A 15,134-nucleotide genomic window follows, 5' to 3' on the forward strand; every position below is an offset into this window, starting at 1 on the left:
GGTGCCCAACGTTATAACGCCGAACGGCGTCAAAACCCAAGGAGGGTCCGAACTCACAGATCACCGACCTCCGTACCCCGGCCGTCCGGGTGCCGATGGCAGGTCGGCACGGGACCAAAGACCCTGTCTGCCGGGGATGGCCGGGAACAGGCTGGAAGTACCGACGGGTCATCGTCAGGAGGAACGATCGTGTGCAACTACTGCGGCTGCCGGGAGTTCCCGGTGATCGGTCGACTGACCGCCGAACACGAGGCGATCGCCAACGCGGCCGGGAGTCTGCGTACGGCGATCACGTCCGGTACGGATGATCCGCTGGTACGGCTCGACGCGTTGCTCGCCCTGCTGACGCCGCACACCGACACCGAGGAGGCCGGCCTCTTCGTCGAGCTTCGTGCGGAGGGCAGCCTGACCGAGGCGGTGGACAAGCTCTGCGACGAGCACGACGACATCCACGGCGTCCTCGGCGCGGTCGATCGCGCCGCACCGGACTGGCCGGCGGTGCTGGCCGCCCTGACCCGGCTGCACCGGCACATCGACAACGAGGAACACGGGCTGTTCCCGGCGGCGGCGATCGCGCTGCCGATCCCGGCGTGGGACCGCCTCACCGCGCGGCAACCCAGCGCGGCATAGCAGCTGACCGCTGCTTCGTGCACACCTCTCGATCTGGAACGGATGACGTGGTATGGGTAAACAGCAGCGAGTGACGTCCCGCGAAACGCGCAGGGCACAGGCGGCCGTCGCGGCGCGGCGCGGCCGGCGGATCAACTGGGCACTCGCCGTCGGCGGGTTGGTCATCGCCGGTCTGGTGATCGCCATCGGGTTCGCGGTGTTCGACGCCGCGAACCAGGACGAGCCACCCGCCCGCGCTGGCGGGGCCCTGGTCACCCCCGCCAACCTCACCCCCACCGGTGCGATCCCGGTCGGCCAGCCCGGTGCGCCGGTGACCGTGGAGATCTACCTGGACTACATGTGCCCGGCATGCGGCAAGTTCGAGCAGGCCAACGGCGGCGAACTGGACAGGCTCGTCCGGGCCGGCACGGCCCGGGTGGAGCTGCGGCCGATCTCGTTCCTGGACCGCACCTCGCAGGGCAGCAGATACTCCAGCAGGGCGGCCAACGCGATCGCCACGGTCGCCGACCGGGCCCCGGACCGGGTCTGGGCGTTGCACTCCGCGTTCTACGACGACCAGCCCCGGGAGGGCACCCGGGGGCTCACCGACCAACAGATCGCCGACCTGGCGATCCGGGCCGGAGTCGGCCGGGACGTGGTCGACGCGTTCGACGAGCGCGTCTTCGAACCGTGGGTGGCCAAGGTGACCCGGACCGCGTTCGACTCGGGTGTGCAGGGCACCCCGACGGTGCGGATCAACGGCACGGTGTTCGAGGGCGACGTGTACCGCGCCGGCCCGCTGACCGAGGCCGTCGAGGCGGCGGCCAGGAGCGGTACCTAGTGGCCGGCGCACTCGGCACGCTGCACCGGGTCCGGCACACCGACGCCTGGATCTTCGGCACCATGCTCCTCTCGTCGGTGCTGAGCCTGATCGCCTCGTTCGTGCTGGCGGTCGACGCGGTCAAACTGGCCGCCGATCCGGCCGCAGAGCTCTCCTGCAACATCAACGAGGTGATCAGCTGCGGCACCGTGGCCGCCGCCTGGCAGTCGCAGCTGCTCGGGTTCCCCAACGCGTTCCTCGGGCTGGTCGCCGAGCCGGTGGTGATCACCCTGGCGGTGGCCCACCTGGGCGGGGTGCGGTTCCCGCGCTGGTTCATGTTCGCCGCGCAACTGGTCTACGCCGTCGGCCTCGGCTTCGCCTACTGGCTGTTCTACCAGTCGATGTTTCATATCGGCGCGCTGTGCCCCTGGTGCCTGCTGGTGACCGTCTCCACGACCCTGGTGTTCGCGGCCCTGACCCACGTCAACATCCGCGACGGCAACCTGTTCCTGCCGGCCCGGATGCGGGCCGCCCTGGTCCGAGGGCTGCGGGCCAACCTCGATCTGGTCATCGTGGTGATCTGGCTGCTGATCCTGACCCTCGCCGTCGTGCTCCGCTACGGCGACCTGCTGTTCGGGTAGGTCGGCCCGGCCGACCTGTCCGTTCGGGACCTATGGCCCCTGCGGATCTCGAAAGATCACGGTGAAGTGGTCCGTGTCGCGTCGCCGACTTGCGTCCGGACGCGGAACGTACCAGCGTGGGGCACCACGGCGCGGCGGGCGCGCCCGCCGGGGAGGACCACCGAGCCGAGTGAGGGAACGAGGGCAGATGGCGGGCGTGACCGATGCTGCGGGACGGGCGTTGCTGGCGGTGGGCGGCCTGGTACGCCGGGCGGAGGTGTCCGCGGACGGCCGGACGCTGCACCAGATCGGCGGCCGGGAGGCGGACAGCTTCTACCGGGATCGGTGGTCGTACGACAAGGTGGTGCGCTCGACCCACGGGGTGAACTGCACCGGCTCGTGCTCGTGGAAGGTGTACGTCAAGGACGGCATCATCACCTGGGAGCAGCAGCAGACCGACTACCCGAGCGTCGGCCCCGACCGGCCGGAGTACGAGCCCCGGGGCTGCCCGCGCGGTGCGGCGTTCTCCTGGTACACGTACTCCCCGACCCGGGTGCGCTATCCGTACGCCCGGGGTGTGCTGGTGGAGATGTACCGCGAGGCGAAGCGGCGGCTGGGCGACCCGGTGGCGGCGTGGGCGGACATCCAGGCCGACCCGGAGCGCCGTCGCCGCTACCAGCGGGCCCGCGGCAAGGGCGGTCTGGTGCGGGTGACCTGGGACGAGGCGCAGGAGATCGTGGCGGCGGCACACGTGCACACGATCAAGGAGTACGGGCCGGACCGGGTGGCGGGCTTCTCGCCGATCCCGGCCATGTCGATGGTCTCGCACGCCGTCGGCGCCCGGTTCCTTTCGCTGATCGGCGGAAGCATGCTGTCCTTCTACGACTGGTACGCCGACCTGCCGGTCGCCTCGCCGCAGATGTTCGGGGACCAGACCGACGTACCCGAGTCCGGCGACTGGTGGGACGCCTCCTACCTGGTGATGTGGGGCTCGAACGTGCCGGTCACCCGGACGCCGGACGCGCACTGGATGGCCGAGGCCCGCTACCGGGGCCAGAAGGTCGTGGTGGTGTCGCCGGACTACGCCGACAACGTCAAGTTCGCCGACGACTGGCTGCCGGCACAGCCCGGCACGGACGGTGCCCTGGCGATGGCGATGGGGCACGTGGTCCTCAAGGAGTTCTTCGTCGACCGGCAGGTGCCCCGGTTCGTCGACTACGTCTCCCGGTACACCGACCTGCCGTACCTGGTCAGCCTCGAACCGGTCGAGGGTGGCGGCTACCGCCCCGGCAAGTTCCTCACCGCCGCCGACCTGGGTGAGACCGACGGGGAGGCGGCGTTCCGGCCGGTGCTGTGGGACATCGCGACCGACGCGCCGGCGGTGCCGAACGGGTCGCTCGGCGACCGCTTCAGCGAGGCCGGGGTCGGCAGGTGGAACCTGGATCTGGGCGACATCGTGCCCCGGCTCAGCTGCGACGGCGGGGCGGCGGTCGAGGTGGCGCTGCCGCGCTTCGACAACGACCTGCCCGAGGTGATGCGCCGGGGCGTACCCACCACCGAGGTGGCCGGCCGGCTGGTCACCACGGTCTTCGACCTGATGCTGGCCCAGTACGGGGTGGCCCGCCCCGGTTTGCCCGGGGTCTGGCCGACCGGGTACACCGACCCGGCGGAGCCGTACACCCCGGCGTGGCAGGAGCCGATCACCGGGGTGCCGGCCGCGGCGGTGGCCCGGATCGGCCGGGAGTTCGCCGACAACGCGGAACGCTCCGGCGGCCGGTCGATGATCCTGATGGGGGCCGGCACCAACCACTGGTTCCACTCCGACGCCACCTACCGGGCGATGCTCGCCCTGACGACGCTGACCGGCTGCCAGGGCGTCAACGGCGGCGGCTGGGCGCACTACGTCGGGCAGGAGAAGTGCCGGCCGGTCACCGGGTGGGCGCATCTGGCGTTCGGCCTGGACTGGGTACGACCGCCACGGCAGATGATCGGCACCGCCTACTGGTACATCCACACCAACCAGTGGCGCTACGACCAGTACAACGCGGAGGTGCTCGCCTCGCCGCTGGGGCGGGGGCGGTTCGCCGGCCGGCACACCGCCGACCTGCTGGCCCAGTCGGCCCGGCTGGGCTGGATGCCGTCGATGCCCACCTTCGACCGCAACCCGCTCGACCTCGCCGACGAGGCCCTCGCCGCGAACCCGGACGACCCGGCCCGACACGTCGCCGACGCGCTCGTCGACGGACGGCTCAGGTTCGCCTGCACCGATCCGGACGCGCCGGAGAACTGGCCCCGGGTGCTGACCGTGTGGCGGGCGAACCTGCTCGGCTCCTCGGCCAAGGGCAACGAGTACTTCCTCCGGCACCTGCTCGGCACCGACTCGTCGCTGCGCGCCGCCGAGGCGCCGCCGGAGAAGCGCCCGACCGAGGTGGTGTGGCACGAGGACGCCCCGGAGGGCAAGCTCGACCTGCTGCTGAGTCTCGACTTCCGGATGACCTCCACGACGCTCTTCTCGGACATCGTGCTGCCGGCCGCCACCTGGTACGAGAAGCACGACCTGAACACCACCGACATGCACCCGTTCATCCACGCCTTCACCCCGGCGATCAACCCGCCGTGGCAGACCCGTACCGACTTCACCGCGTTCCACGGCATCGCCAAGGCGTTCTCCGCGCTGGCCGGCCGGCACCTGGGGGTCCGCAGGGACCTCGTCGCCGCCCCGCTGCTGCACGACACCCCGGACGCGCTGGCCACCCCGGGCGGCGTGGTGCGCGACTGGCAGGCCGGTGAGGCGCCGGCGGTACCGGGCAGGACGATGCCGAAGTTCGTCGTCGTGGAACGTGACTACGGCGCCGTCGCCGACCGGATGGCCGCGCTGGGGCCGCTGCTGGACCGGCTCGGCACCACCACCAAGGCGGTCACCGTCGACGTCACCCCCGAGATCGACTACCTGCGCCGGGTCAACGGTCAGGTACGCGGCGGGCCGGCGGACGGCCGGCCCCGGCTCGACACCGACATCCGGGCCTGCGAAGCCATCCTGGCGCTCTCCGGCACCACCAACGGCCGGGTCGCGACCGAGGGGTTCCACTTCCTGGAACGGCGTACCGGACAGCGGCTGGCGGACATGTCCGCCGAGCACGAGGGCAAGCAGATCACCTTCGCCGACACCCAGTCCCGCCCGGTGCCGGTCATCACCAGCCCCGAGTGGTCGGGCAGCGAGCACGGCGGCCGCCGGTACTCCCCGTTCACCATCAACACCGAACGGCTCAAGCCGTGGCACACGCTCACCGGACGCCAGCACTTCTTCCTCGACCACGACTGGATGCAGGAACTCGGTGAGGAACTGCCGGTCTTCCGGCCGCCACTGGACATGCACAAGCTCTTCGGCGAACCGCGGCTGGGCCGCGACGGCGAGCTGGAGCTGACCGTGCGCTACCTGACGCCGCACTCGAAGTGGTCCATCCACTCGGAATACCAGGACAACCTGATCATGCTGACCCTGTCCCGTGGTGGACCGACGATGTGGATGAGCGAGGCCGACGCCGCGAAGATCGGGGTACGCGACAACGAGTGGATCGAGGCGGTCAACCGCAACGGCGTGGTGGTGTGCCGGGCCGTGGTGACGCACAAGATGCCCGAGGGCACGGTGTACATGTACCACGCGCAGGAACGGGTGATCGACGTACCGAAGGCCGAGACCTCCGGGCGGCGCGGCGGCATCCACAACTCGCTGACCCGGTTGCTGATCAAGCCCAGCCACCTCATCGGCGGTTACGCCCAGCTGTCGTTCGCGTTCAACTACCTCGGACCCACCGGCAACCAGCGTGACGAGGTCACCGTGATCCGCCGCCGCTCCCAGGAGGTGTCCTACTGATGCGCGTCATGGCCCAGATGGCGATGGTGATGAACCTCGACAAGTGCATCGGCTGCCACACCTGTTCGGTCACCTGCAAGCAGGCCTGGACGAACCGGTCCGGTGTCGAGTACGTCTGGTTCAACAACGTCGAGTCCCGGCCCGGCCAGGGCTACCCGCGCACCTACCAGGACCAGGAGCGCTGGCAGGGCGGCTGGGTGCGCACCCGGTCCGGCCGGCTCAAGCCGCGCGCCGGGGGGCGGCTGAAGAAGCTGTTGAGCATCTTCGCCAACCCGAAGCTGCCGGCCATCGGGGACTACTACGAGCCCTGGACGTACGACTACGAGCACCTGCTCACCGCGCCGGCCGGGGAGGACACCCCGGTCGCCCGGCCCAAGTCCCTGCTGACCGGCCAGGACACCAAGGTGAGCTGGTCGGCGAACTGGGACGACTCGCTGGCCGGCGGCAACGAGATCGCCGCCGGGGACCCGGTACTGCGGCAGGTCTCCGACCGGGTCCGCGAGGAGTACGAGAAGGCGTTCCTGTTCTTCCTGCCCCGCATCTGCGAGCACTGCCTCAACCCGTCCTGCGCGGCGTCCTGCCCCTCCGGCGCCATCTACAAGCGGGCCGAGGACGGCATCGTCCTGGTCGACCAGGACCGCTGCCGGGGCTGGCGGATGTGCATCACCGGCTGCCCGTACAAGAAGGTCTACTTCAACCACCGGACGGGCAAGGCCGAGAAGTGCACGTTCTGCTTCCCCCGCATCGAGATCGGCCAGCCCACGATCTGCTCCGAGACCTGTGTCGGCCGGCTGCGCTACATAGGACTGATGCTCTACGACGTGGACGCCGTGGCGCGGGCGGCGGCGGTCGAGGACGAACACGACCTCTACGCGGCGCAGAAGTCGGTCTTCCTCGACCCCAACGATCCGGAGGTGGTCGCCGCGGCACGGGCGGCGGGGATCCCCGACGACTGGATCGAGGCCGCACAGCGGTCCCCGATCTGGGACCTCATCATGCGGTACGAGGTGGCGCTGCCGCTGCACCCGGAGTACCGCACCATGCCGATGGTCTGGTACATCCCGCCGCTGTCGCCGGTGGTGGACGTGCTGCGGGACACCGGTCACGACGGTGAGGACCTGGACAACCTGTTCGGCGCCGTGGACGCGCTGCGCATCCCGCTGGAATACCTGGCCGGGCTCTTCACCGCCGGTGACCCGGGACCGGTGCGCGACGTGCTGAACCGGCTCGGCGCCATGCGCGCCTACCAGCGCCGGGTCAACCTCGGTGAGCCACGTGACGAGTCCATCGCCACCGCCGTCGGAATGACCGGCCAGGAGCTGGACGACATGTACCGGCTGCTCGCCATCGCCAAGTACGACGAGCGGTACGTCATCCCCGCCGCGCACGCCGAGGACGCGCACCGGCTCGAACAGCTCGGCACCGAGTGCAGCCTCGACTACGAGGGCGGGCCCGGGATGGGCGGCGGCGGCCCGTACGGCCAGGGCCCGTTCGGGGAGTCCTCCGGGACTCCGGCCCCGATCCAGGTCGAGACGTTCCACATGTTGCGGGACCGGCAGACCGCCGACTCGGTCGCCGCGCCGGAGGACAAGGGCACCCGGATCAACCTGCTCAACTGGGACGGCAAGGGCACCCCGGAAGGGCTGTTCCCGCCCCGCAAGGACGGAGGTGAGCCGTGAGCCAGCCGACCTGGCGCGCGGTCGCGGCCCGGGCCGCCTCGTTGCTGCTGCGCTATCCCGACCAGGCCGTCATGGCCGCGCTGCCGGTCGTGCGGGCGGCTCTCGACGGTGTGCCGGCGACGGTGGCGGAACCGTTGCGGACCGTCGCCGAGTACCGCGCCGAGGCGGCCCCGGCGACGTTGGCGAGCGGCTACGTCGAGCTGTTCGACTTCCGCCGCCGGTGCTGCCTGCACCTGACCTACTACACCTGCGGCGACACCCGCAGACGCGGCGAGGCGCTGGTGCTGTTCGCCACCGCGTACCGGGACGCCGGCCTGCGGACCGTCGACGGTGAGCTGCCGGACTACCTGCCGGCCGTGCTGGACCTCGCCGCGCACGACGACGCCGGCTGGCGGCTGCTGCGGGAGAACCGGGTCGGCCTCGACCTGCTGGCCCGGGCGTTGGACACCGAGAAGTCGGTCTACCAGCACGCCATCAGGGGGGTGCTGGCCATGTTGCCGCCCGCGCAGCCCGGTGACATCGCCGCCGCTCTCCGGCTGGCCCGGACGGGGCCACCGGTCGAGCAGGTCGGCCTGGAACCGTTCGGGCTCGTCGACACCACCGGAGGCCGCAGATGAACGTCCTGCTCTGGGTCGTCTTCCCCTATCTCAGCATCGCCGTCCTCGTCGGCGGGCTGGTCTGGCGCTACCGGTACGACAAGTTCGGTTGGACCACCCGCTCGTCGCAGCTCTACGAGACGGCGGTGCTGCGCTGGGGCAGCCCGCTGTTCCACTTCGGCGTGCTGATGGTCCTGATCGGACACGTCGGCGGCCTGCTCGTGCCGAAATCCTGGACCGAGGCGGTCGGCATCACCGAACACACGTACCACCTGATGGCGGTCTTCATCGGCACCGTCGCCGGGTTCTGCACGCTGATCGGGATGGCGATCCTCATCGCCCGGCGCCGCCTCACCGGCCCGGTCTTCGCCGCCACCACCCGCAACGACAAGGCCATGTACGCGGTGTTGGCCACGGTGATCGTGCTGGGGCTCTGGGCCACCGTGCGGGCGAACGTGGCCGGCGCCGGCTACGACTACCGGGAAACCATCTCGCCGTGGTTCCGGTCGCTGTTCTACCTCAGCCCGGACCCCGAGATCATGGCCGGCGTCCCGATCGGTTTCCAGATCCACATCGTCGCCGCGTTCGCCCTCTTCGCGTTCTGGCCGTTCACCCGGCTCGTGCACGCCTTCAGCGCACCTGTCGGCTACCTCACCCGCCCGTACGTCCCGTACCGCAGCCGCGATCCCCGCCCCGGTCTGCGTCCCACCCGCCCCGGCTGGGAGGGCCCGCCGAAGCTCCCGACCCGACCGACGGAATCCACCCGCCGTCGTGGCTGACCCACCACGCGATCCACTCGAACCGATCCGTCGGCGCAGGCGTGCCGGCAGCGCTCCGGCCCTGGCGTTCCCGAGGTGAGACAGAAATGACGACGACAGGCGGTACCGCGGCACGGACCTCCGCCGCCGTGAACCCCCCGGCGGCGCCCCCGCCCGGAGCCGGACGCAACCTGCTGCTGGCGACCGTGGGATTCACGGTGAACTTCTGGGCCTGGGCACTGCTCGGTCCCCTCGGGCCCGGCGTCAAGGAGCGCCTCGGCCTCAGCTTCACCGCCCAGTCGCTGCTGGTGGCGGTCCCCGTGGTGGTCGGCTCCATCGGCCGCATCCCGATCGGGGCCCTGACCGACCGGTTCGGCGCCCGGGTGATGTTCCCGGTCGTCAGCCTGGCCACCATCGTCCCGGTGCTGACCCTCTCGGTCGTGTCGTCCTTCCCTGCGCTCATCGTCACCGGGTTCTTCCTCGGCATCGGCGGCACCGCCTTCGCCGTCGGCGTACCCCTGGTCTCCGGCTGGTACCCGCCCGCGCGGCGGGGCTTCGCCATCGGTGTGTTCGGCGCCGGCATGGGTGGAACCGCCATCTCGAACTTCAGCACCGTCCAACTCGCCGACGCCTACGGCGCCAGGACGCCGTTCCTGCTCGTCGCGGCGATCCTCGCCGGCTACGCCGTGCTGGCGTTCCTGCTCATCCGGGACGCACCCGGCCGGCAGCGGCCCGCCGGCTCCGCCTGGGCGCGCGTCGCCGAGGTCGGCCGGCTGCCGGTCACCTGGCAGCTGTGTTTCCTGTACGCCGTCGGGTTCGGCGGCTTCGTCGCGTTCAGCGTCTACCTGCCCGCCTACCTGCGTACCGCCTACGACCTGTCCGCGGGCGACGCCGCACTGCGTACCGCCGGCTTCGTGATCCTCGCCGTCCTCGCCCGACCCGCCGGGGGTTGGCTCTCCGACCGGTTCCACCCGGTGCCGGTGCTCGTCTGGTGCTTCGTGGGCACCGCGGTCTTCGCCGTGGTGCAGGCGTTCCAGCCGGCGCTGATGCCGATCGCCACGATCTGCTTCCTCGGCCTGGCCGCACTCCTCGGCGCGGCCAGCGGTTCGGTCTTCGCGCTGGTCGGCAGGGTCGCCCCGGCCGACAAGGTCGGCACCGTCACCGGCGTGGTCGGTGCCGCCGGTGGACTCGGCGGCTTCGTCCCGCCGCTGATCATGGGCTGGGTGTACGGCGTCGAAGGTTCGTACGCCATCGGCCTGATGCTGCTCTCCGACGTCGCCCTGGCCGCCGCCGTCTACACCGCCGTCAAAATGAGCGGCCTCGCCCGCCGGACGGAGCCCGGCGGGCGACCACCGGCCGACGCCGCGCCATCCTGAGCACCTGGCATCGGTGCCGCGGGCCGGGGCGGGCGGATCCCGCTCAGCCGGCCACCTCGATGCGGGGGAAGAGCACGGCGGGCTTCTCCACGGTCCGGCCGGTCAGGTCCGGCAGCGAGTCGCCCTGCTCCAGCAGATCGGCCGGCTTGGCGCCGAGCGCCGTGCCGATCCGCTCGCTGGCGGACGGGAGGAAGGGCGCGATCAGGGCGGCCAACTGTTGGATCACCCCCGCCAGGTGGTGCAGCGTGGTGTCCAGCCGGACCCGGGCTGCCTCGTCCGTGCTCTCCTGCTTCGCCAGGTGCCAGGGCGCCCGCTCGTCCACGTACGCGTTGGCCCGCCGGACCAGCTCCCAGATCCGGGCGTTCGCCTCGCGGTGGTCGTAGCGGTCCATTGCCGCGCGTACCCCGGTCGCACTGGCCGTCACCTGGTCGCGCAGCGCCGTCTCCGCCTCGTCCAGCGGGCCTGCGGCCGGCACCACACCGCCCCGGTATCGGCCGATCATGCTGGCGACCCGGCTGACCAGGTTGCCCAGTCCGTTGGCGAGGTCCCCGTTGTAGCGGTTGACCAGCCGCTCCTCGTTGAAGTCGCCGTCGAGGAACGGTGAGAAGTCGGCGAGCAGGAAGTGCCGGACCGCCTCGACCCCGTACTCCCCGACAAGCTGGGCCGGGTCGACGACGTTGCCGAGCGACTTGCTGATCTTCTGCCCGGAGAGCGTGATGTAACCGTGCACCACCACGTCGGTCGGGATCGGCAGGCCGGCCGACATCAGCATGGCGGGCCAGTAGACCGCGTGGAACCGGATGACCCCCTTGCCGACGACGTGCACCCGGCGTTCGGCGTCGGTCCAGTACCGGGCGAACCGCTCGTCCTCGCGCTGCCAGCCCAACGCGTTGACGTAGTTGGTCAGCGCGTCGATCCAGACGTACATGACCTGGTCCGGGTCGGCGGGGACGTCGATCCCCCAGCCCCGGGCCCGGGACCGGGACCGGGAGATGCTGATGTCCGCCAGGCCGGACCGGACGAAGCTCGTCACCTCGTTCGCCCGGGACGCCGGGGTGATCTTCAGCTCGCCCGACTCCAGGGCCTGGAGAATGCGGTCCTGATAGCGGGACAGGCGGAAGAAGTAATTCGTCTCCTCCACCGTCTCCGGCCGGGTGAGATGCTCGGGGCAGAGCCCGTCAACGAGTTCCGATTCGCTGTAGAACTGCTCGCAGCCGACGCAGTAAAGGCCCTCGTAGGCCATGCTGTAAATGTCGCCGGCAGCCTCCATCCGACGCCAGATCTCGGTCGCACCGGCAATGTGGTCCGGGTCCACGCTGGTCCGGATGAAATACGAATTGTCGACCTCGAGTGCGTCGATCAGACGGGTGAAGTTCTGCACGTTGTCGTCGACCAGCTGCCGGGGCGAGACACCCGCCTGCTCGGCGGCGAGCACGTTCTTGAGGCTGTTCTCGTCCGAGCCGGTCAGGAAGAAGGTGTCCCGACCGTGCTGCCGCAGGTAACGGACGTACGCGTCACTCTGCACATATTCCAGGGCGTGGCCGAGATGCGGCTTCGCATTGACATATGGAATAGTGGTCGACAGGAACACCGCGCTGGGCATCTTACCCCCGGATTACTCTTCAGGTGTGGCTAATCTTGTCGGTGTGGCTAATCTTGTCTCGTCGATCGGTCGGCGATCACCCGGCGGTCGTCGACAGGGCTAAAAGGGTAACAGGACGGTACGCCCGACCGGCGCAGCGGGCCGCGTCGATGATGCCACCGGGGTCGCGGCCGCCCGTGACACGGGGGAGGTCGCCCCGGGATCTTGGGAGTGTCTGGCCCCGGGACGCGTGCGTGCGGTTCCGTCAGGTGGTGAAGATCGGGGTCAGCGTGCCACGGGCCGGACCGCGGCCCCGGCGCGCTGACCGTCCGACCTCACAGGACCCGCGGCAGCCCCGCCCACCGCCGGTTCAGCGGTTGCGCGCCTGCTGGCACGGCATGCAGAAGCGGGCGTGCGGCAGGATCTCCAGCCGTTCGGTGGGGATGTCTCGCTGGCACTGCTCGCACGTGCCGTAGCTGCCGTCGGTCATCCGCTGCAATGCCTCGGTGTTGTCGGCCACGGCCCGCTGCGTGGAGTTGATGAGCGCGGTGACGGTCTGCGGGTCCAGGCCGATCTGTTCGGGGTTCCTGCGGTGCGTCCTGAGCTTCTCCAGTTCGGCGGTCTGCTGGTCGAGCTGGGCCTGCAGGACCTGCTGGAAGTTCTGTAGACGGTTGTTGTCGACGGTGGTCATGGATGGCTACCTTTCTCGAGGTTCCACGGCTGGCTTTCCTGGCAGTTCACGATCGACTTTCCTGGCAGTTCCACGGCTGGCGGTGGTCCCACGGCTGGCGACAAGGTCCACGGCGCCGCCCGGGGCCGTACGGTGCCGCGTGGCCGGTGGGGCTCGCCCGGGACCGGTCAGCGTCGACGCGGGCGGCGACGTATCGCAGCGAGGGCGGACAGCCCGGCACCGTGCACCGCGGCGACGCGAGGACGTCTGGCCGACCGGACCGGCAGCCGCAGCACGGCGGTGGCCCGGGCGGCCAACTCCGGCGTGTTGGCCCCGCCGCCGACGAGGACCAGGCCGCGGTGCGCGGCGGCCCGGTCGACGTCGCGCGCCCGGCCGTCCCGGCGTAGGTCCTGAACCAGGTCGGTGACGGTGTGGACGACGACATCGGCGGCGGTGGGCCCGATGAGGTCCCGGACTCCGATGGTCGCCTGGCGGGCGGTGATCAGACCCCCGTCAGCCAGCATCGCGACCTCGATGAGCTGCGCTCCGACGTCCGCGATGAGCAGCGGACCCGGTGCCGCGCCGGCGCCGATCGCGGCTGCGCGGATGGTGGGGGTGAGCATCAGCCGGGACGGCTGGAACACCGTGGTGAGCAGCTCCCGCATGGCCTCGTCGTCGCTCGCCTTGCTCAGGACCGGTCGGCAGGCGACCATGACCGCTCCGGACGGCAGCGGTTGGTGGTAGCGGGACAGTATCCGGTCCAGCAGCCTCCGCAGGCCGTTCGCATCGGCGATGCGGCCGCGCTGCACCAGGGGCTTGGGGTTGCTCAGGCTGTCGTTGAGGCTGGGCAGCTGCACCAAGGGGCGTCCGGAGGCCCAGATCCGGGCGTAGCCGCTGCCCAGGTCGATGCCGACCGCGGCCGGCTCGGTGCCGGTGGGCTCGCCGGCCGTACGCTGGGTGCCCGAGGCGGACGCCGATGCCAGGGCGCCGTGCTGATCGACGATGCTCACCGTCTAGCCCCTTCCACCTCGAAGACGATCGGTCGTCGGAGTCGACCGAGCAGAATGCTGGTAGCGCCGGTCGCCTGCCAGGTGTGTGGCAGGTCTGTCGGGGCGCTGCGGCTAGCGAGCCGTGCCTCTGCGCACCGTGGCGACGACTCGCACCGGGGGCGCTGGACTGTCCTGCACCGGACCATCGGAACCTGGTGGCGCGACCGGTGCACTGCCGGCCGGCGCAGCGAGGCCGTGCGCGCGCAGGCTGGCGACGCCCGGAAGCTTCGTGGCCTTACCGGTCGTCATCACACCTCCTCGCACGCTCGCGACCAGATAGAACCTCGAGCATCCGCCTGTCGCGCCGCTGCGGCATGGGCTGCCGCCGGCAAGGTCTTCGGCTTCGTACTGCCGGCGACCGGCAAGGTGGGCGCGACCGCGCATGAGGCTGGGGTCAGAGCCGGTGGGCGCTGGGGTCAGAGCCGGTGGGCGACGGCGGGCGGGGATGCGGCCCGGCGCCCGGGGGCCGGCCCCCGAAGGCGGATATCCAGCGCATATGGTCTCGGCGGCGGCCATAATGATCGAGATCCACCACCGGACGCGCGAGGAAGGGCACGATGGTGACTCCAGAATCCGTCAACACCCCGGACACCCCGATGCCGGCGGCCTTTTTCGGCCACGGCAATCCGATGAACGCGCTGGAGGTCAACCGCTACTCCTCGGCATGGCGAGCCTTCGGAGAGAGCGTGCCGCGCCCACGCGCGATCCTGGTCGTCAGCGCCCACTGGTACATCAACGCCACCGCCGTCACCGCCATGCCGAGGCCGCGGACGATCCACGACTTCTACGGCTTCCCCCAGGAACTGTTCGAGGTGCAGTACCCCGCCCCCGGACTACCCGAGATGGCCGCTGAGGTCAGTGACGTCGTCCACCCGACCTGGGTCGGTGCGGACGTCGACAGTTGGGGCATCGACCACGGCACCTGGTCGGTGCTCGTGCACGCCTTTCCCGACGCCTCCATTCCGGTGGTCCAGCTCAGCATCAACGCCGACAAGCCGCTCGACTACCACCTGGAACTGGGTGCCAAGCTGGCGCCGCTGCGCAAGCGAGGGGTACTCATCGTCGCCAGCGGTAACGTGGTGCACAACCTGCGCGGCATGGACTGGAAGCTCACCGACGAGGGCTACGACTGGGCCCAGCGCTTCGACGAGGAGGCCAAGACCCGGATGCTCACCGATCCGACCGAGTTCGCGACCCTCGACGCCCACCCCGACTACCGCCGCGCCGCACCCACCCCGGACCACATCATCCCCGCCCTGTACCTCGCGGGCCTGGCCGGAGCCACCGACACGCCGGGCACCGACGTTCTGGTCGACGGCTACGCCTACGGGTCGCTCTCGATGACGGCGTACACGCTCGGCCTGCGCCGCCCGGACGCCCTCAGTGGCGCCGGCTCCCCGCAGCCGCCGGCCGACCTGCCGCCGGACGGATCCAACATCTGACCACCCGGCGGAGGCAGGCCGTCGGCGTGGTCTCGGGCGGCGTCGCCTTACGGTACCGA

General features: G+C 70.7%; 12 protein-coding genes. 9 read left to right on the forward strand and 3 right to left on the reverse strand.

From position 1 onward, the window contains the following. The first annotated feature begins 189 nt into the window (after positions 1-189). The 8 genes from ABNF97_RS28515 (at position 190) to ABNF97_RS28550 (ending at position 10,332) form a co-directional block, all read left to right on the forward strand. The gene (locus tag ABNF97_RS28515; RefSeq protein WP_130463990.1) at positions 190-630 is read left to right on the forward strand and encodes a hemerythrin domain-containing protein; all 441 of its coding nucleotides are present in this window, start codon (positions 190-192) and stop codon (positions 628-630) included. Between the two features lie 70 nt (positions 631-700). After that, positions 701-1,450 carry a thioredoxin domain-containing protein gene (locus ABNF97_RS28520; protein ID WP_207230588.1) on the forward strand — a complete coding sequence of 250 codons (750 nt, stop codon included), beginning with the start codon at positions 701-703 and terminating at the stop codon, positions 1,448-1,450. Next, a complete protein-coding gene (locus ABNF97_RS28525; protein ID WP_207230589.1) occupies positions 1,450-2,070 on the forward strand; it encodes a vitamin K epoxide reductase family protein in 621 nt (206 codons plus the stop codon). Before ABNF97_RS28520 ends, ABNF97_RS28525 begins: the two co-directional genes overlap by 1 nt. A gap of 187 nt (positions 2,071-2,257) precedes the next feature. After that, on the forward strand, positions 2,258-5,923 hold the full coding sequence (locus tag ABNF97_RS28530; protein WP_349340429.1) for a nitrate reductase subunit alpha: 3,666 nt from the start codon (positions 2,258-2,260) through the stop codon (positions 5,921-5,923). Next, positions 5,923-7,602, forward strand: coding sequence for a nitrate reductase subunit beta (narH, locus tag ABNF97_RS28535; protein ID WP_349340430.1), 1,680 nt, complete (start codon positions 5,923-5,925; stop codon positions 7,600-7,602). The genes ABNF97_RS28530 and narH overlap by 1 nt, the downstream gene beginning before the upstream one ends. Next, a complete protein-coding gene (narJ, locus tag ABNF97_RS28540) occupies positions 7,599-8,219 on the forward strand; it encodes a nitrate reductase molybdenum cofactor assembly chaperone (RefSeq protein ID WP_349340431.1) in 621 nt (206 codons plus the stop codon). Before narH ends, narJ begins: the two co-directional genes overlap by 4 nt. After that, positions 8,216-8,977 (forward strand): respiratory nitrate reductase subunit gamma, encoded by a 762-nt coding sequence (gene narI, locus ABNF97_RS28545; protein WP_130463995.1) that lies wholly within the window; start codon positions 8,216-8,218, stop codon positions 8,975-8,977. The genes narJ and narI overlap by 4 nt, the downstream gene beginning before the upstream one ends. A 128-nt stretch (positions 8,978-9,105) precedes the next feature. Further along, the gene (locus tag ABNF97_RS28550; RefSeq protein WP_349340445.1) at positions 9,106-10,332 is read left to right on the forward strand and encodes an MFS transporter; all 1,227 of its coding nucleotides are present in this window, start codon (positions 9,106-9,108) and stop codon (positions 10,330-10,332) included. Between the two features lie 43 nt (positions 10,333-10,375). Here ABNF97_RS28550 and metG read toward each other — a convergent pair whose 3' ends face one another. The 3 genes from metG to ABNF97_RS28565 all read right to left on the reverse strand — a co-directional run bounded on the left by metG (position 10,376) and on the right by ABNF97_RS28565 (position 13,594). Further along, entirely contained in the window at positions 10,376-11,935 is a 1,560-nt protein-coding gene (gene metG, locus ABNF97_RS28555; protein WP_130463997.1) for a methionine--tRNA ligase, read from the reverse strand. A gap of 349 nt (positions 11,936-12,284) precedes the next feature. After that, positions 12,285-12,605 carry a TraR/DksA C4-type zinc finger protein gene (locus ABNF97_RS28560; protein ID WP_130463998.1) on the reverse strand — a complete coding sequence of 107 codons (321 nt, stop codon included), beginning with the start codon at positions 12,603-12,605 and terminating at the stop codon, positions 12,285-12,287. 167 nt (positions 12,606-12,772) lie between these two features. Continuing rightward, complete coding sequence (locus tag ABNF97_RS28565) at positions 12,773-13,594, reverse strand: rod shape-determining protein (RefSeq protein ID WP_130463999.1); 822 nt, start codon at positions 13,592-13,594, stop codon at positions 12,773-12,775. A 596-nt stretch (positions 13,595-14,190) separates the two neighbouring features. Between ABNF97_RS28565 and ygiD the strand changes: the two genes are divergently transcribed. Then, the gene (gene ygiD / locus ABNF97_RS28570; RefSeq protein ID WP_349340432.1) at positions 14,191-15,075 is read left to right on the forward strand and encodes a 4,5-DOPA-extradiol-dioxygenase; all 885 of its coding nucleotides are present in this window, start codon (positions 14,191-14,193) and stop codon (positions 15,073-15,075) included. The last annotated feature ends 59 nt before the right edge of the window (positions 15,076-15,134 follow it).

The organism is Plantactinospora sp. B6F1, from assembly GCF_040120695.1.
In the GTDB taxonomy this organism is placed as follows: Bacteria; Actinomycetota; Actinomycetes; order Mycobacteriales; family Micromonosporaceae; genus Plantactinospora.

What these genes read in the sequence shown, in the direction of transcription:
- ABNF97_RS28530 (WP_349340429.1), top strand. Translation starts at nt 2,258, where the DNA reads ATGGCGGGCGTGACCGATGCTGCGGGACGGGCGTTGCTGGCGGTGGGC.
- narH (WP_349340430.1), top strand. Translation starts at nt 5,923, where the DNA reads ATGCGCGTCATGGCCCAGATGGCGATGGTGATGAACCTCGACAAGTGC.
- narI (WP_130463995.1), top strand. Translation starts at nt 8,216, where the DNA reads ATGAACGTCCTGCTCTGGGTCGTCTTCCCCTATCTCAGCATCGCCGTC.
- metG (WP_130463997.1), bottom strand. Translation starts at nt 11,935, where the DNA reads ATGCCCAGCGCGGTGTTCCTGTCGACCACTATTCCATATGTCAATGCG.
- ABNF97_RS28560 (WP_130463998.1), bottom strand. Translation starts at nt 12,605, where the DNA reads ATGACCACCGTCGACAACAACCGTCTACAGAACTTCCAGCAGGTCCTG.
- ygiD (WP_349340432.1), top strand. Translation starts at nt 14,191, where the DNA reads ATGGTGACTCCAGAATCCGTCAACACCCCGGACACCCCGATGCCGGCG.